General features: G+C 67.7%; 13 protein-coding genes and 1 tRNA gene. 8 read left to right on the top strand and 6 right to left on the bottom strand.

All coding sequences use genetic code 11. From position 1 onward, the window contains the following. Positions 1-50: 50 nt before the first annotated feature. A tRNA-Met gene (locus J3S89_RS10930) sits at positions 51-127 on the top strand. Between the two features lie 572 nt (positions 128-699). Here the strand turns inward: J3S89_RS10930 and kce are convergent. The 6 genes from kce to J3S89_RS10960 all read right to left on the bottom strand — a co-directional run bounded on the left by kce (position 700) and on the right by J3S89_RS10960 (position 7,138). Beyond that, positions 700-1,629, bottom strand: a complete 930-nt coding sequence (gene kce, locus J3S89_RS10935; RefSeq protein WP_217927581.1) for a 3,5-dioxohexanoate:acetyl-CoA acetone transferase — start codon at positions 1,627-1,629, stop codon at positions 700-702. A gap of 805 nt (positions 1,630-2,434) precedes the next feature. After that, a complete protein-coding gene (locus J3S89_RS10940) occupies positions 2,435-3,334 on the bottom strand; it encodes a LysR family transcriptional regulator (protein ID WP_217927582.1) in 900 nt (299 codons plus the stop codon). Between the two features lie 165 nt (positions 3,335-3,499). After that, complete coding sequence (locus tag J3S89_RS10945; RefSeq protein ID WP_217927583.1) at positions 3,500-3,793, bottom strand: HypC/HybG/HupF family hydrogenase formation chaperone; 294 nt, start codon at positions 3,791-3,793, stop codon at positions 3,500-3,502. 32 nt (positions 3,794-3,825) lie between these two features. Further along, positions 3,826-4,170 (bottom strand): hydrogenase maturation nickel metallochaperone HypA, encoded by a 345-nt coding sequence (hypA, locus tag J3S89_RS10950; protein ID WP_217927584.1) that lies wholly within the window; start codon positions 4,168-4,170, stop codon positions 3,826-3,828. Between the two features lie 195 nt (positions 4,171-4,365). After that, on the bottom strand, positions 4,366-6,558 hold the full coding sequence (gene fdhF / locus J3S89_RS10955; RefSeq protein WP_217927585.1) for a formate dehydrogenase subunit alpha: 2,193 nt from the start codon (positions 6,556-6,558) through the stop codon (positions 4,366-4,368). Between the two features lie 34 nt (positions 6,559-6,592). Continuing rightward, positions 6,593-7,138, bottom strand: coding sequence for a 4Fe-4S dicluster domain-containing protein (locus J3S89_RS10960; protein ID WP_217927586.1), 546 nt, complete (start codon positions 7,136-7,138; stop codon positions 6,593-6,595). Between the two features lie 595 nt (positions 7,139-7,733). Between J3S89_RS10960 and J3S89_RS10965 the strand changes: the two genes are divergently transcribed. From J3S89_RS10965 to J3S89_RS10995, 7 genes are read left to right on the top strand one after another with little or no spacing between them, the layout of a single operon-like run. Beyond that, entirely contained in the window at positions 7,734-8,321 is a 588-nt protein-coding gene (locus J3S89_RS10965) for a 4Fe-4S dicluster domain-containing protein (protein ID WP_217927587.1), read from the top strand. A 2-nt stretch (positions 8,322-8,323) separates the two neighbouring features. Further along, positions 8,324-10,330, top strand: coding sequence for a hydrogenase 4 subunit B (gene hyfB / locus J3S89_RS10970; protein WP_217927588.1), 2,007 nt, complete (start codon positions 8,324-8,326; stop codon positions 10,328-10,330). Between the two features lie 11 nt (positions 10,331-10,341). Continuing rightward, positions 10,342-11,280, top strand: coding sequence for a respiratory chain complex I subunit 1 family protein (locus J3S89_RS10975; protein ID WP_217927589.1), 939 nt, complete (start codon positions 10,342-10,344; stop codon positions 11,278-11,280). 19 nt (positions 11,281-11,299) lie between these two features. After that, positions 11,300-12,739 carry a hydrogenase 4 subunit D gene (locus J3S89_RS10980; protein WP_217927590.1) on the top strand — a complete coding sequence of 480 codons (1,440 nt, stop codon included), beginning with the start codon at positions 11,300-11,302 and terminating at the stop codon, positions 12,737-12,739. A gap of 13 nt (positions 12,740-12,752) precedes the next feature. Then, positions 12,753-13,406, top strand: coding sequence for a hydrogenase 4 membrane subunit (hyfE, locus tag J3S89_RS10985; protein WP_217927591.1), 654 nt, complete (start codon positions 12,753-12,755; stop codon positions 13,404-13,406). Between the two features lie 5 nt (positions 13,407-13,411). Then, on the top strand, positions 13,412-14,983 hold the full coding sequence (locus J3S89_RS10990; protein WP_217927592.1) for a hydrogenase 4 subunit F: 1,572 nt from the start codon (positions 13,412-13,414) through the stop codon (positions 14,981-14,983). Positions 14,984-15,009: 26 nt separating this feature from the next. Next, positions 15,010-16,737, top strand: a complete 1,728-nt coding sequence (locus tag J3S89_RS10995; RefSeq protein ID WP_217927593.1) for a hydrogenase large subunit — start codon at positions 15,010-15,012, stop codon at positions 16,735-16,737. Positions 16,738-16,743: the final 6 nt, after the last annotated feature.

Raw genomic sequence — 16,743 nt, forward strand, 5'->3', positions numbered from 1 at the left:
CTCCAGGTTCGCTCCCGCCCCAAAGGCGACGCTCGAACCGATACCCTTACCGCGGGGTGGAGCAGCCCGGTAGCTCGTCAGGCTCATAACCTGAAGGTCGTCAGTTCAAATCTGGCCCCCGCAACCAAATCAAAACAAAGCCCCCGGTGATCACACCGGGGGCTTTGCGCGTTCTGGCGGCGGAAGGGAGATCGCGGGGTGGCGGCGAGGGGATGCCGACGGTAAGCGCGAGGAGACGGCGCGCAGACGAGCTGAAAGGTGAAACGGCCGCAGTCGTCGGAGCTGCACCGAGCCCGCCAAACGCCGCAGGCCCGACGAGCCGGAAATGGCAACTCAGAAGTACGGCTCAATGGTTTATAAAAGTATGTGGAACGCATGTCTATGACCTTCCGAGGTCCAGTCCATACCTGAGCCAGTCCAGCGGTAGCCCCGCCTCGATCCTCCTCGCACGCGGTACGGACTCATCCCGGTGAAGCCTGGCGTAGGACGCGTCGCCTGCTCCAGTCGCGCTGGATCCGACGCCGATCGTCGTCGATGCGTCGAAGGTGCCGTTTGGTTCCTGGCGGACGAACAGACCGACGCCGCTCCCGTCTGATGGCCGGTCTCGGCGTCGATCCGATTCAGGGGGGGCTGGTCGGGCTTTGGTCGGGTTCCGCGCGGGTCCCGGTTCCGCGACCCGCGGCAAGCCTTCGATCGAGGTCAGAAGGCGACCCGATCGCCGCCTTTCAGCGATAGAATTTTCCGCGCTTCGTCGGGCGTGGCGACTTCGAGACCGAGGCCTTCGATGATCCGGCGGACTTGCCGGACCTGTTCGGCATTGCTCTCGGCGAGCCGCCCGCGACCGATCCACAGGCTGTCCTCGAGCCCGACGCGGACGTTGCCGCCCATCGCGGCGGCCATGGCGGCGACGGTCATCTGGGCCCGGCCGGCGGCGAGAACCGACCAGCGATAGGCGTCGCCGAAGAGACGGTCGGCGGTGCGCTTCATGTGCATGACGTCGTCGGGATGCGAGCCGATGCCGCCGAGCAGTCCGAAGCAGGTCTGGATGAAGAGCGGCGCCTGGACGAGGCCCTCCTTCCAGAAATAATGCAGGTTGTAGAGATGGCTGGTGTCGTAGCACTCGAACTCGTAGCGGGTGCCAGTCGCGTTCAGGGTTTCGAGCGCATAAGTGATGTCCTTGAACGAGTTGCGGAACACGAGATCGCGCGAGCCCTCGAGCATCGGCCTCTCCCAGTCGTGGCGGAACTCCGTGTTGCGCTTCAGCATGGGGAAGAGGCCGAAGTTCATCGAGCCCATGTTGAGGCTCGCCACCTCCGGCTGCCACACCGCGGCCGGCTTCACACGCTCTTCGACCGACATGTAGGGTGAGCCGCCGGTGGTGAGGTTCACCACGACGTTCGACGACTGCTTGATGGTGCGCAGGAAGGGTTCGAAGGCTTCGGGGCTCTGGTCGGGGCGCCCGTCGATCGGATTGCGGGCGTGCAGATGGACGATGGCCGCCCCGGCCTCGGCCGCCTCCAGCGCCGAAGCCGCGATCTCGGCCGCCGTCACCGGCAGATGCGGCGACATCGACGGCGTGTGGATCGATCCGGTGATGGCGCAGGAAATGATGATCTTGTCGGAGGCCATGTGATTTCCCCGGTTGAAGGAGACGGATGTGGGCGATGTCGTGCCGTCGCGGGCATCGTTCGGCGACGGGGCCGTGTCCGGTTCCGGACCTCGTCGCCCGCAGCGGCGTCGGCAGGATGCCGCCGTCGGCCGGCAGATCCAAGTCCGTGATGAAGGCCGCTTCCGGCTCATCGAGAATGACGACCGCGTCGGCCATGTCTTCCGGGTGGTCCCACGGGCGCAGCGGGGGCGCCCCGGAGCCCGACGGCGGTTCTCGGGAACGTCGCAGACCTTTCTGGCCATGCCGGTTGCGGCCAGACCCGACGGAAGCGCGAAGCATCGAACGCCCTGCCGCCCCGCCACGGCGGGAAAGGGACGCAACGGCGGCTCGCGCCGATCCCCGTGTCGCGTGTTTCGACCGGAAAGGCTCGGCCGTAGGTCGTGAGCATCAGGTCCGTCCGCACCGCCGGGGAGAGAAACCCGGCATTGCCGACGAGCCCTCGAGGCCGCTCGGTCCCTGATACGCGCGGGACTCGCGGTCGCGGGCGCCCCTCTCACCAACATAGAGATGCAGGTTGAATGCATGATCAAGAGGTGCTCGGGCGCCAACCGAGCGGCGACGGAGGACGGCGAGACCAAGGCGGTAACCAGCGGTCGGGTCCTCCGACGGAGCGAGGCGCCGACGGAGGAGAAAGGACGGGGGGACGGGGCGAGTTCGCCGCGCCGTCTCGCGCGGATGTCCCCATGGAACGGCCGGGCCACCGCCCGGGGCCTCGCGTCCACCGCCTCCCGGTCGATCGTGGCGACGCCGGCGAGCCGGCCGGATTCACGATCGCGACGAGAGGGTCGGGGCGAGGGTGCGCGCTTCGGCGACCAGCGCGGCGGTGAGCGGCGGCTGCGGGTCGCGGTGACCGACGACGAGGCCGACGAGATTGGCCACCTCCGGGGCGACGAGCGGGATGGTGCGGACGTGCGGCGGCAGGCACATCTCCTCGGCCATCAGGCGCGGCATGATCGTCGCCCAATAGCCGGCGCGGACATGGGTGGCGATGACGACGATCGAGCTGGTCTCGAGCAGAGGATCGACCCGGCAGCCGATCTCGGCGAAGGTTCGATCGATGATCCGGCGGTTCTGCATGTCCGGGCTGAGGAGGCAGAGCGGCAGGCCGGCGACCTCCTCCCAGGAGACCGTGGGGCGATCGAAGAACGGGTTGCCCTCGGCCGTCACCAGATGGTGGCGCTCGCGATAGAGCGGCACCTCGGAGATGCGCCCGAGTGGTTCGTTGTCGAGATAGGTGATGCCGGCGTCGGCCTCGAGATTGTCGAGCATCGACAGCACCTCGGTCGAGGTGTGCGAGGACACCGTGAGCTTGATGCCGGGATGCCGCTTCCAGAAGGCGGCGGTGAGGCAGGAGACGACGGGAAGGGCGGTCGGGATCACCGCCAGGCGGAGATGGCCGGTCAGGCCCTGTTTCATCGTCTCGACCTCGGCGCGCATGGCGCGGGTGTCGCCGACGATGCGCCGCGCCCATTCGAGCACGCGTTCGCCCTCGGGGGTGAAGCCGAGGAAGCGCGCGCCGCGATCGACCAGCGGGACGCCGAGAATGGACTCCAATTGTTTGATCGCGGCGGAAAGATTGGGCTGCGAGACGCCGCAGACCTGCGCCGCGCGTCCGAAGTGTTTTTCCCGCGCCAGGGCGAGAAGAAATTCGAGTTTCTCATACATGAGATGCAGCTCTGCGGTCTTCTCGTCGATGATCCGCGACCCTGAGTGGGTTGCGATGTCGCCGAATACGACGAATGTCTAAATAACAGCTCGGCCTCGGTTCGTCAGCCTCGGAATCTCCCTCGGTCGTTGCAGATCGGCGCCCGGTGGGTGCTGCCGATCGCTTCACCGGGCCCGGGTCCGTGCCGCGCCGACCGTTTCGTCGTCCATGGCGGCGAAGAGGGCGAGACGCGAACGGGCGTCGTTCTCGTCGAGGCAGGCGAGAAGAAAGCCGGAGTGCGCGACGGCCCAGGTTCCCACGAGCGCGTCGAGTTCGTCGGGATCGGCCGCGATCAGGGCGGCGGAGACGATCTCGGCGCCGGCGCGGTCGCCGGCGATGGTCCGATCGGGGAGGATGCGGACGGTCCTCGCCTCTCGGTCTTCGATCTCGACGATCCGCATCGGCAGGGCGAGGCACATGACGGTGTCCTTCTCGGTTCGGTCGCGGGCGCTCAGGCGACGATTTCCATTTCGACGAGGCGCATCTGGTCGCCGCCGGTCGGCATCAGCCGTCGGCCGCCGCAGCGGGGGCAGTCGGCGAGGCGATCGGGCACCTCGACGTCCGCGCCGCAGTCGAGGCAGCGGGCGCGGCCCGGCCGGCGATCGACCTCGATCTTCGCGCCGTCGAGCCAAGTGTCTCGCGTGGTCACGTCGAAGGCATAGACGAGGGCGTCCGGGTCGATGCAGCCGAAGCGGCCGATCTCCAGTTTGAGGCGCCTGAGGGCGCGGAAGCCTCGGCGCGCCTTCTCGTCGTCGAGAAGGTCGAGCAGGGCCTCGCAGAGCGTCAGCTCGTGCATGTCTCTTCCTTTCCGGACGTTCGGATCCCGGCTCGCGGGGAAGCGAGGTCCGGGGTCCGACGTCGTCGTTCGAACGGTCGTCGCGTTCGTACGTCTCGGCCGATCCGAGGGGCGGTCCGGATCGGCCGGCGTTCGGAACCGGCGGGTGAGACCCGTCGGCTCGGTTCTTGCGCGCCGGGGTCCGCCGGCGGCGGCTCAGGCCGGCACCGGCTCGGCCCGGATCTTCGCCGGAGCGACGTCTCCGGGCTTCGCCGCGTCGGCGAGACGCCGCTTCAGCGCCGAATACTCCTGGACGACATGGGCCTCGGCCCAGGCCTGATCGGCGATCCGCTCCACGCGGACGGCGGCGAATTTGTATTCCGGCGTCTTCGAGATCGGATCGACGTGATGGATGGTCAGCTCGTTGCAGGCGCCGATCCACCACTGGTAGGTCATGTAGACGGCGCCGACGTTGGTGCGTTCGGTGACGCTCGCCCGGGCGATCACCTTGCCGCGCCGCGACTGCACCCAGACCAGTTCCTGGTCGCGGATGCCGAGGGGTTTGGCGTCCTTCGGATTGATCGTGACGTAGCCGGGCTCGTCGGCGAGGGTGGCGAGGGCGACGCAGTTGCCGGTCATCGAACGGCAGGAGTAGTGGCCGACCTCGCGCACGGTGCAGAGCCCGAGCGGGAACTCGGCGTCGATCTTCTCGAGCGGCGCCCGCCATTCGGCGGCGAAGAGCAGGCCCTTCTTCGACTTGGTCTGGAACTCGTTGCCCTCGTAGAGCCACGGCGTGCCGGGCTTGTCGACCTCGGTGCAGGGCCACTGCACGTAGCCGAGACCGGCGAGCTTCTCGTAGGTCGCTCCCTTGTAGAGGTGGCAGAGCGAGATCAGCTCGTTCCAGATCTCCTCGGTCGAATGGTAGTCGATCCCATCGTATCCCATCGCCTTGGCGATCAGGCCGTGGATCTCCCAGTCGTGCTTGACGTCGCCCTTGGCGTTCACCGCCTTGTAGAAGCGCTGGAAACCGCGATCGGCGGAGGAGAAGACGCCGTCGTGCTCGCCCCAGGAGGTCGCCGGCAGGATGACGTCGGCATAGGCCGCCGTCTTGGTCATGAAGATGTCCTGGACGATGATCAGTTCCAGTGCGTCGAAGCCCTTGCGCACGGTGGCGAGATCGGGCTCGGTCTGGGCGGGATCCTCGCCGAAGATGTACATCGCCTTGAGCTTGCCCTCCTCGGCGGCGTGCGGCACGTCGGTCAGCGACATGCCGATCTCGGCGGGAAGGCTCGGCACGCCCCAGGCCTTGGCGAAGCGGGCGCGGGCCTCGTCGTCCTTGACCGAATAGTAGCCGGGGAAGACGTTGGGCAGCGCGCCCATGTCGCAGGCGCCCTGGACGTTGTTCTGACCGCGCACCGGGCCGACGCCGACGTTGGGCTTGCCGAGGTTGCCGGTGAGGAGCGCCAGGCCCGAGAGGCCCTTGACCACGTCGACGGCCTGACCCCACTGGGTCACGCCCATGCCCCACAGGATGGTGGCGGTCTTCGCCCCGGCATAGGCGCGCATCGCCCGGCGGATCTCGGCGGCCTTCAGGCCGGTGATCTCCTCGACGTATTCGGGCGTGTATTTGGCGACGATCTTCTTGTATTCCTCGAAGCCCTCCGTGTAGTTGGCGACGTATTCCTTGTCGTAGAGGCCTTCGTCGATCAACACGTTGGCGAAGGCGTTGACCAGGGCCATGTTGGAGCCGTTCTTCAGCGCCAGCCACTGGTCGGCGATGCGGGCGGTCTCGATCTGGCGGGGGTCGCAGACGATGATCTTGGCGCCCTTCTCCTTGGCCTTGAGGATGCGGCGGGCGACGATCGGGTGACTGTCGGCGGCGTTGTAGCCGAAGCAGAGGATGCAGTCGGTGTCCTCGATCTCACAGATCGAGTTGGACATGGCGCCGTTGCCGAGGGTCACCATCAGGCCCGAGACCGAGGGGCCGTGGCAGACGCGGGCGCAGCAGTCGATGTTGTTGGTGCCGATGACGGCGCGGGCGAACTTCTGGGCGACGTAGTTCGACTCGTTGCCGGTGCCGCGCGACGACCCGGTCAGCATGATCGAATCGGGGCCGTATTTCTTCTTGATCTCCGACAGTTTGCCGGCGGTGAAGGCGATCGCCTCGTCCCAGGTCACGGCCTCGAAGGCGGCGTCGCGCGAGCGGCGGATCATCGGGCTCTTCAGACGCGGCGTCAGGATCTTGGTGTCGTTGACGAAGTCCCAGCCGTACCAACCCTTCAGGCACAGTTCGCCCTGGTTGGTGACGCCGTCGAGCGCCTCGGCGCCGACGATCTTGTCGTTTTCGACGAGGAGCGCGAGCTTGCAGCCCGATCCACAATAGGGGCAGACGGAAATGTGCTTTTCCATGGATCTCGACCTCGGGTGAGGGGGTGGGGAAGGCTCACGCGGCATCCACGTTCGACGCCTCGAGGGCGGAACGCAGCTGGCGGCGGGCGCGAGTTTCGGCGAGGCGCGTCTCGTCCATCACGTGGAGCGCGTCGGTGGGGCAGACGGCGACGCAGGCGGGGCCGGCGGCGCGATCGATGCAGAGGTCGCACTTGTGTGCCTCCGCCTTGACGCCGTCGGCGACGACGATGCCGGCGAAGCTGCGGATCGCGGGACGGCTGATCACCTCCATCGCGCCGAAGGGGCAGGCGACGACGCAGGTCTTGCAGCCCAGGCACTTCGACTGATCCACCTGGACGGTCGCGTCCCGATAGGAGATCGCGTGCGAGGGGCAGGCGTTGACGCACGGGGCGTCCTCGCAATGGTGACAGGTCACCGGCGCCGAGACGGTGAGCGTCTTCAGCACTTTCAGACGTGGGTGGAACTCCCGCCCCGCGAGAGCCTCGACGTCTTCCTTGCCCGTATGGGCCAATACGCAAGCGACTTCGCAGGTGCGGCAACCGATGCACTTCGATGCTTCGGCGACGATGAAGCGGTTCATCTCGATCACTCCTCGAGCAGGTCTCGCCGCGATCCCGACCGTGTCGGCGGGATCGCCGTTTGTCGTCCCTCGTGGACCGGACGGGTCGGTGAGGGAGGGGCCGACGGGCCCCGGCGGGCCGGGGCCGACGCCGCGGGGACCGAGGCCGACGGGCGACGCGGTGCGTGCGTCCCGAGGCGACGGTTCGCGGCCTGAACGTTCACGCATCCACAGCGCACCTCACGGGTTCGCCGAACCGGCTCCGAGTGGAGTGATCGGCTTCTCTTATCGCCCGAGAACAGAAGTAAATCAAAGTACATTCTCGTAACGACATTCGACGATGTGCATAGACAACATTCCAATTTTGCCAAAAAGATCGTATCAATGCGTACATGAGAGTTTTTCGTGGAATATTCTGCGAACTCTGCCTATTCGTTTCGGTCGTCGAATGACGATAAAGATGGATAGTCGATATGGAATACTTCGATTTACGTTCTTCATGTGCCGATAGTTATCGCATCATCGAAGTTCCTTATCGCCCATCGCGATCGCGCCGTATCCCTCGGGCGAGGGGCTTCGCGCCCCTCCGGGCGGCGGCGCCGGATGGAGGTTGCTGATGAACCGCTTCGTGATCGCGGAACCGGGACGTTGCATCGGCTGCAACACCTGTATGGCCGCCTGCAGCGCGGTCCATGAGGCGGAGGGGCTGCAGAAGGCGCCCCGTCTCGTGGTGACCAAGACGGCGAGGGGATCGGCACCGATCCTGTGCCGTCACTGTGACGACGCCCCTTGCGCGCGGGTCTGCCCGGTCGAGGCGATCCGCATCGAGAACGGTGCCGTCGTGCTCGACGAGAAGCGCTGCGTCGGGTGCAAGATGTGCGCGCTCGCCTGTCCCTTCGGCGCGATCTCGCCGTCGGGCACGGCGATTTCCGGCGTCGGCGGCGTCGCCGAGCCGCAGCCGCGGCGGCCCGCCGGGTTCGACCCGATCCTCGTCTGGGACATCGGCGTCAAGACGGTCGCGGTGAAGTGCGACCTCTGCGATTTCGCCGCCGACGGCCCCGCCTGCGTGCGGGCCTGTCCGACCGATGCCCTTTGGGCGGTCGGCGCCGGCGAACTCTCCCGTTCGAACGCGACCCGCCGGTCCGAGACGGCCGCCCCGCGCGGTCTGCCCGGAACGCTCCCTGCCATCGAGGAGCACGACTGATCATGTACGCCATTCAAATGCTCATCGGCGCCGTGATGATCCATGCGCTCGCAGCGGTCACGAGCCTGGTGTTCCGTCGGGACGACGGCGCGGCGATCGCGGCTGCCGGTTTCGGCGGCGCGCTCGCCGGGCTTCTCGGCCTTCTCGCCGGCCTCTCCGCGCTCGGCGCGGCGCCGGTCGCCGTCGATTGGGGTGGCCCCTTTCCCTTCGCGCCCTTCACCCTGCGCCTCGACGGGCTCTCGGGACTGATGGTCGCGGTGATCTCCGGTCTCACCGTCGTCGCGTCGATCTATTCGCTCGCCTATGTGCGCGAATACGCCGGCCGCGGCGTCGGAGCGATGGGCTTCTTCACCAATCTCTTCGTCGCCTCGATGTTACTCGTGGTGACGGCGGACGATGCCTTCTGGTTCCTCGTCTTCTTCGAGATGATGTCGCTCGCCTCCTACTTCCTGGTCATCTTCGATCAGAACGAAGAGGCGGTGTCGGCGGGCTTCCTCTACTTCCTGGTGGCGCATGCCGGGTCGGTCGCGATCATGGCGGCCTTCTTCCTGATGGCGAACAGTGCCGGGTCGTTCTCCTTCGCCGCCTTCCGCGCCCATCATCCGAGCGAGGCGGTCGCCTCGATCGCCTTCGTGCTGGCGCTCGCCGGTTTCGGCGCCAAGGCCGGGATGATCCCGCTGCACGTGTGGCTGCCGCGCGCCCATCCGGCCGCGCCGTCGCATGCCTCGGCGCTGATGTCGGGCGTGATGATCAAGATCGGCGTGTTCGGCATCGTCAAGGTCGGCATCGACCTTCTCGGCGGGGGCGTCGCCTGGTGGGGACTGCTGGTGCTCGCCCTCGGCGCGATCTCGTCGGTGATGGGCGTGATCTACGCGCTCGCCGAACACGACATCAAGAAGCTGCTCGCCTATCACTCGGTGGAGAACATCGGGATCATTCTGCTCGGCGTCGGCACCGGCATGATCGGTCTTTCGACCGGCCATCCGGTGGTCGCCGCGCTCGGCCTGACCGCCGGCCTCTATCACCTCGTCAATCACGCGGTGTTCAAGGGGCTGCTGTTCCTCGGCGCCGGCTCCGTCATCTTCCGCATGCACACCAAGGACATGGAGAAGATGGGCGGGCTCGGCCGAGTGATGCCGTGGACCTCGCTCTCCTTCCTGATCGGCGCGCTCGCCATCTCCGCCATCCCGCCGCTCAACGGCTTCGTCTCGGAGTGGCTCACCTATCAGGGCCTGTTCGTCGCCGCCCTCGACGGCAGCTTCGCCACCCGGCTCGCCACGCCGATCGCCGCCACGCTCCTGGCTCTGACCGGCGCGCTCGCGGTGATGTGCTTCGTCAAGGCCTATGGCGTGATCTTCTCCGGCGCGCCGCGCAGCCGTCGGGCCGCCGAAGCGACGGAAGTTCCGGCCGCGATGGTGATCGGCATGGTCGCGTTGGCGCTCGCCTGCATCGTGCTCGGCCTCGCCGCGCCGCTGGTGGTGCCGGTGTTGGCGTCCGCCTCGGCGCAGATCCTGAACCAGCCGGCGACCGTCTTCGTCGACGGCGCGATGCTGAGCGTCGGCGAGACGGCGCTCTCCACGCCGATGGTCGCGCTGCTCCTGATCGGGCTCGCCACGCTGCCGGTGCTGCTCGGGTCGCTCTTCGCAATCGCCCGCCGCGCGCCGCGCGTCGGTGAGGCGCCCTGGGCCTGCGGCTATCTGCCGGACGGCCACATGGCGGTCAGCGCCCATTCCTTCGCTCAGCCGATCCGCATGTTCTTCCGGCCGCTCTACGCGATCCGCAAGACCGTGGCGGCGGTCGAGGGATGGGTCGATCGGCGCTTCGACGGTTTCGTGGCGGCGGCTCGCCGCTCCGAATCCGCCTTCGACGACACCCTGGTCGCCCCGGTGACCCGTGGCGTCGGCGAGATCGGACGCCGCGCGCAGATCATCCAAGGCGGCGATTTCCGCATCTACTGCCTCTACATCGTCGCCGCGCTGATCGCGCTCGTGCTCGTGACCCTTCGCTGAGGAGCCGTCCCATGCCCACCTTCGGATATGTCCTCGTGGCGCTGGCGCAGGTCCTGCTCGTCGCCGCCGCGGCCCCGCTCGCCTCCGGCTTCTCCCGGACGCTGCGCGCCAAGATGCACACTCGTCACGGTCCCGGCCTCCTCCAGGACTATCGCGACCTCTTCAAACTGCTGCGCCGTCAGGACGTGCGTCCGCCGGCCTCCGGCTTCGTCTTCCGCCTGATGCCGATCGTCATGCCCGCGACCCTCCTGGTGATCGCGGCGGGACTGCCGATCCTGACGCGGGCGACGCCGATCGCCGCCGTCGGCGATCTGATCACCACGGTCTATCTGTTCGCCCTGGCGCGGTTCTTCTTCGCGCTCTCCGGCCTCGACAGCGGATCGTCCTTCGCCGGCATCGGCGCCAGCCGCGAACTCACCCTCGGCGTGCTGGTCGAACCGGCGATGCTGCTCGCGCTCTTCGTCGCGGCGTTGCTCGCGGGGTCGACCAATCTCGGCGACATCGGCGCGGCGATCGTCGAGGGCCGCACCGGGGCGATCGCGGCGACCCTCCTCGCGATGATCGCCTTCGCCTTCACCTGCTACGTCGAGCTCGGCAAGCTGCCCTACGACATGGCCGAGGCCGAGCAGGAGCTGCAGGAAGGCCCGCTGACCGAATATGCCGGCCCGTCGCTGGCGCTGGTGAAGTGGTCGCTGGCGCTGAAGCAGCTCGTCGTCGTGGCGTGGTTCGTGGGCACGTTCCTGCCCTTCGGCGCCGCGGTCGAACCGACCGTCACGGGTCTCGTGATCGGTTTCCTCGCCGTCGCGATCAAGGTCGCGGTGATCTACGGGCTCGTCGGCATCGTCGAGAACGCCGTCGCCCGCGCCCGCTTCCGCCTGACCTCGCGCCACACCTGGCTCGGCGTCGGCGTCGCCTCGCTCGCCTTCGTCTTCTATCTGGCCGGCCTGTGAGCCGCGACGGGAGAGAGACATGTTGAACCTCGCACTCGCGACCATCCTCACGCCCTTCCTCGGGGCGGTCCTGGTGGCGCTCTCGCCTCAGCCGGTGGCCAAGCATCTCGGCCGTGCCTTCGCGGGCCTCGCGCTCGCCTTCGTCCTCGGTCTGGCGGCGGTCTTCGCCGCCGCCGGCAAGCCGACCGTCGCGCGGACGGTCATCGCCTTCGGCGACGTCGAGATCCTCGGCTTCGCCGTCGATACCGTCTCTGTCCTGGTCGCCGTCGCCGTCGTGGCGATCGGTCTGCTCGTCGCGATCTATTCCGGCGACTATTTCTCCAAGGACAATCGGGAGCACGCCGACATCGGCCGGCGCCGGTTCTGGGCCTTCCTGTTGGTCTTCATCGGCGCGATGGCGGGGCTGGTCTTCACCTCCACGGTGATCGGCCAACTGGTGTTCTTCGAGATCACCGGCGCCTGTTCCTGGGCCCTGATCGGCTATTACGAGAAGCCCAAGCCCTTCGCCTCGGCGCTGAAGGCGCTGATCATCACCCATCTCGCCTCGCTCGGCCTCTATCTGGCGGCAGCGCTCCTCTTCCTCGACACCGGCACCTTCTCGCTCGGCGCGCTCGCCGGGCTGCCGGCGGGCCTGAAGACCGTCGTCCTCCTGGCGATCCTGGTCGCGGCCTGGGGCAAGTCGGCGCAACTGCCGTTCCACATGTGGCTGCCCGACGCGATGGAGGCGCCGACCCCGGTGTCGGCCTATCTCCACGCCGCCTCGATGGTGAAGGTCGGCGTCTACATCTTCGCCCGTTCGCTGATGTCGGCCGGCGAGGTGCCGGAGATCATCGGCTGGGTCGGGTCGATCATGGCCGTGGCGACGCTGATCTACGGTTTCGTCATGTATCTACCCCAGGCGGATCTGAAGCGGCTCCTCGCCTATTCGACGATCACCCAGCTCGCCTACATCTTCCTCGGTCTGTCGCTGTCGGTGTTCGGCTCGAAGCTCGCCTTCGACGGCGCGATCGCCCACATCTTCAACCACGCCTTCGCCAAGACGCTGTTCTTCCTCGTCGCCGGCGCGCTCTCCTTCACGGCGGGCACCCGCATGCTGCCGGTGCTGCGCGGCATTCTGGCGAAGAGCCCGGTGCTCGGCGTCGGCTTCGTCGTCGCCGCGCTCGCCATCACCGGCGTGCCGCCGTTCTCCGGCTTCTTCTCCAAGTTCGCGATCTTCGCCGGCGGTTTCGAGGTGGGCGCGACCCATCCGGTGCTCATGGTGCTGACCGTCGTCGCGCTGCTCGAGTCCGTCGCCTCCTTCGCCTGGTTCCTGAAGTGGGTCGGACGCACCGTTCCGGGCGAGCCGTCCGAGACGATGGCGGCCGCCCAGCCGCTGCCGGCCGCCATGAAGCTGGTGCTCGGCATCCTGATCGTCATGACGGTCGTCTCGAGTTTCGTCGCCACCGCCTGGCTCGGTTGAGGAGGAGAGACCCATGTCCGGACTGCAACTCGCCAATGGTCTCGCCGGCCTGCTGATCGTCACTTCGCTCCTGGTGATCACGGCGAAACGGCCCACCACCTCGGCATTCTTCTACGCCCTCCAATCGCTGGTCCTGGTCGGCATCTTCGTGACGCTCGCCGGGGTCACCGGCAGCCACGAACTCTACCTCTGGGCCGGCACCTCGGTCGTCACCAAGGTTCTCCTGGTGCCGATCCTGATGACCCGGCTGTTCGGCCGGCTCGACGATCCCAAGCTCGGAACCGGCGAGCGCATCTCCCCGGCCGTGTCGGTCCTGATGGCGGCGGTGGTGCTCGCGCTCTGCTTCGCGGTCGTCTCCGGCGTCAGCCTGCCGGCGGTCGCCGCCACCAAGCCGGCGCTCGCCGTCTCGCTCGCCCACTTCTTCCTCGGCCTCGCCGCCATCGTCACGCAGCGCAACATCCTCAAGCAGGTGTTCGGCTACTGCCTGATGGAGAACGGCTCGCACCTGACCCTGGCGCTGATGGCCGCCAAGGCGCCGGAACTGGTCGAAGTCGGCATCGCCACCGACGCGATCTTCGCCGTGGTGATCCTCGGGGTGCTCGGCACCCAGATCCACCGCACGCTCGGCACGCTCGACGCCGACCAGCTCACTTCTCTGAAGGGATGACCGCCATGGTGCCCTCCGTCCTCCCATTGCTCGCACTCGCCGTCCCGCTCGTCGCGGCGATCGGCATCGCCCTCCTACCGGCGCGCGACGGGACCACCCGCCGCACCGAAACCCTTCATCTCGGGGCGATCGCCGCGCTCTCGGCCGTCGTCCTGGCGCTGGTCGTCGAGGTGGCGCGCGGAACCGACGTCTCGGCGCTCGGCGGCTGGCTCTACGTCGACCCGCTCGCCGCCGTCTTCGTCGCGCTCATCGGCCTGATCGGGCTGCTCACCGGGCTCTATGCCTGGGGCTACGTCCGTCACGATCTCGAACACGGCGAGATCGGACCGCGCGGCCACAAGATCTTCCACGTCTTCTTCCACCTCTTCCTCTTCACCATGCTGCTCGTGGTCACCTCGAACAACATCGTGATGATGTGGGTGGCGGTGGAGGCGACGACGCTCGGCTCGGCCTTCCTGGTCGGGCTCTACGGCAAGCGGCCGAGCCTCGAGGCGGCGTGGAAATACGTGATCATCGGCACCGTCGGCGTCGCCTTCGGGCTCTACGGCACCGTGCTCACCTATGCCGACGGCGCCAGCGTGCTCGCCGACCACGAGGGCGCGATCCTGTGGACCAACCTCGCGGCCCACGCGAGCGCGCTCGACCCGATGCTGGTGAAGATCGCCTTCGTCTTCGTGCTGATCGGCTTCGGCACCAAGGCCGGCCTCTTCCCGATGCACGCCTGGCTGCCGGACGCCCACTCGGAAGCCCCGAGCCCGGTCTCGGCGCTGCTCTCGGCGGTGCTGCTGAAGTGCGCCCTCTTCGTGGTGATCCGCTATCTGATCCTCACCACCCGCGCGGTCGGCGCCGACTTCCCGCAGATCCTCCTGATGATCCTCGGCTTCGCCTCGGTCGCGGTCGCCTCGTTCCTCCTCTACGTGCAGAAGGATCTGAAGCGGAAGCTCGCCTATTCGTCGGTCGAGCACATCGGCCTGATCGCCCTCGCCCTCGGCTTCGGCGGCCCGCTCGGCATCGGCGCGGCGATCCTGCACGCCGTCAACCACAGTCTCGCCAAGGCGCTGATCTTCTGCGGCTCCGGCAACGTGCTGATGAAGTACGGCACCCGCGATCTCGGCGAGGTGAAGGGGCTCCTGCGTGTCGCGCCGGCGTCCGGGGTGATGATGATGATCGGATCGCTGGCGCTGGCCGGGTTCCCGCCCTTCAACCTCTTCGTCAGCGAGTTCCTGATCCTCGGCGCCGGCATCGCCTCGGGCCACTGGGTCGTCACCGGGCTCGTCGTCCTGCTCCTCACCGTCACCGTCGCCGCCTTCGTGCAGATCGTCTCCGGTTCGGTGCTCGGCAAGGCGCCGGAACGGATCGGCGTCGGCGACGTCGGCTGGCGGGCGCTCGCGCCGATGGGCGTGCTGGTCGCGCTCGTCGTGGTGATGGGCGTCGCCGTGCCGCGGCCGGTCGCGCGCCTGATCGAGGACGCGACCGCGGTCGTCGTCGGCGCCGACCGCGCCACGCCGATCGCCGCGCCCTGGCAGAAGGCCGAACCGATCGCTCGTCTCGCCGCGCCGGCCGCGCCCCGCTCGTGACCGCACGCCTCAAACGGAGTTTTCCCATGAACGCCCCCTTCAAAGCCACGAAGAAGGCCCCCGTCGGAGCGTCGCACGTCGAGGCGCTGCGCGCGGTGCTGCCGCATGCGGTGATCGAGGAGAGCCGGCAGACGGCCGACCAGATCACCGTCACCGTGAAGCTCGGATCGCTGCCCGAGGCGGTCGCCTATCTCTACTACCAGCGCGGCGGTTGGCTGTCGGTGGTCGTCGGCAACGACGAACGCGCCCTCAACGGCAGCTTCGGCCTCTACTACGTCCTCTCCATGGAGGAGGAGGACCGCTGCTATTTCGTCGTCCACGCCGCCGTCCCCGAAGGCAAGGAGGAGTTTCCCTCGGTCACGCCGAAGGTGCCCGCCTGTGTCTGGGGCGAGCGCGAGGTGCGCGACATGTACGGGCTGAGGCCGATCGGTCTGCCCGACGAGCGCCGTCTCGTCCTGCCCGACGACTGGCCCGAGGGTCTCCACCCCCTGCGCAAGGACGCGATGGACTATCGCTTCCGTCCCGCCCCGACCGGGGACGACGAGACCTACGCCTTCGTCAACGACGCGAAGGAGGAGACGACGGTCGTCCCGCTCGGGCCGCTGCACATCACCTCCGACGAGCCCGGCCATTTCCGTCTCTTCGTCGACGGCGAGGACATCATCGACGCCGACTACCGGCTCTTCTACGTCCACCGCGGCATGGAGAAGGTGGCGGAGACCCGCATGGGTTACGACGAGGTCACCTTCCTCGCCGATCGCGTCTGCGGCATCTGCGGCTATGCCCATTCGGTCGCCTATGCCAACTCGGTCGAGAACGCGCTCGGCATCGAGGTTCCCCTGCGCGGCCAGGCGGTGCGGGCGGTCCTGCTCGAGACCGAGCGGCTGCACAGTCATCTCCTCAACCTCGGCCTCGCCTGTCACTTCGTCGGCTTCGACACCGGCTTCATGCAGTTCTTCCGCATTCGCGAGAAGGCGATGATGCTCGCGGAGATGCTGACCGGCAGCCGCAAGACCTATGCGATCAACCTGATCGGCGGCGTGCGTCGCGACATTCTCGGCGAGCAGAAGACCCGCACGCTCGCCGCGCTCGTCGAACTGCGCGACGACGTGACCCGGCTCGTCGACATGCTGATGTCGACCGCCAACGTCGAGGGCCGCGTCAAGGGCGTCGGCCGGCTCGACCCGCAGGTGGCGCGCGACTATTCGCCGGTCGGCCCGCTGGTGCGCGGTTCCGGCCACCGCCGCGACACGCGGGTGCTGCATGCCTTCGGCGGTTACGAGATGGTCGATCTCGGCATCAACGTCGGCGAGGGCTGCGACGTGCTCGCCCGCACGGTGGTGCGCGCGCAGGAGGTCTACGACAGCATCGCCATCATCGAGAAGCTGCTGACCGACACGCCGCGTGGGCCGATCCTCACCGAGGACTTCACCTACAAGCCGCACAAGTTCGCGCTCGGCTTCACCGAGGCGCCGCGCGGCGAGGACATCCATTGGTCGATGACCGGCGACAATCAGAAGCTCTGGCGCTGGCGTTGCCGGGCCTCGACCTACGCCAACTGGCCGGTGCTGCGCTACATGCTGCGCGGCAACACCGTCTCCGACGCGCCGCTGATCGTCGCGTCGATCGACCCCTGCTACTCCTGCACCGACCGGGTCACCGTCGTCGACGTCAAGAAGGCGACCCAGAAGACCGTCCCCTACAAGGAGATGGAACGTTATTGCCGCGACCGCACCGCGTCGCCGCTGAAGTGAGGGGGA

This window comes from Pinisolibacter aquiterrae (assembly GCF_019160155.1).
GTDB classification, from domain to species: Bacteria; Pseudomonadota; Alphaproteobacteria; order Rhizobiales; family Ancalomicrobiaceae; genus Pinisolibacter; species Pinisolibacter aquiterrae.

Coding starts and splice junctions, on each gene's coding strand:
- kce (WP_217927581.1), bottom strand. CDS start 1,629: ATGGCCTCCGACAAGATCATCATTTCCTGCGCCATCACCGGATCGATC.
- J3S89_RS10940 (WP_217927582.1), bottom strand. CDS start 3,334: ATGTATGAGAAACTCGAATTTCTTCTCGCCCTGGCGCGGGAAAAACAC.
- J3S89_RS10945 (WP_217927583.1), bottom strand. CDS start 3,793: ATGTGCCTCGCCCTGCCGATGCGGATCGTCGAGATCGAAGACCGAGAG.
- hypA (WP_217927584.1), bottom strand. CDS start 4,170: ATGCACGAGCTGACGCTCTGCGAGGCCCTGCTCGACCTTCTCGACGAC.
- fdhF (WP_217927585.1), bottom strand. CDS start 6,558: ATGGAAAAGCACATTTCCGTCTGCCCCTATTGTGGATCGGGCTGCAAG.
- J3S89_RS10960 (WP_217927586.1), bottom strand. CDS start 7,138: ATGAACCGCTTCATCGTCGCCGAAGCATCGAAGTGCATCGGTTGCCGC.
- J3S89_RS10965 (WP_217927587.1), top strand. CDS start 7,734: ATGAACCGCTTCGTGATCGCGGAACCGGGACGTTGCATCGGCTGCAAC.
- hyfB (WP_217927588.1), top strand. CDS start 8,324: ATGTACGCCATTCAAATGCTCATCGGCGCCGTGATGATCCATGCGCTC.
- J3S89_RS10975 (WP_217927589.1), top strand. CDS start 10,342: ATGCCCACCTTCGGATATGTCCTCGTGGCGCTGGCGCAGGTCCTGCTC.
- J3S89_RS10980 (WP_217927590.1), top strand. CDS start 11,300: ATGTTGAACCTCGCACTCGCGACCATCCTCACGCCCTTCCTCGGGGCG.
- hyfE (WP_217927591.1), top strand. CDS start 12,753: ATGTCCGGACTGCAACTCGCCAATGGTCTCGCCGGCCTGCTGATCGTC.
- J3S89_RS10990 (WP_217927592.1), top strand. CDS start 13,412: ATGGTGCCCTCCGTCCTCCCATTGCTCGCACTCGCCGTCCCGCTCGTC.
- J3S89_RS10995 (WP_217927593.1), top strand. CDS start 15,010: ATGAACGCCCCCTTCAAAGCCACGAAGAAGGCCCCCGTCGGAGCGTCG.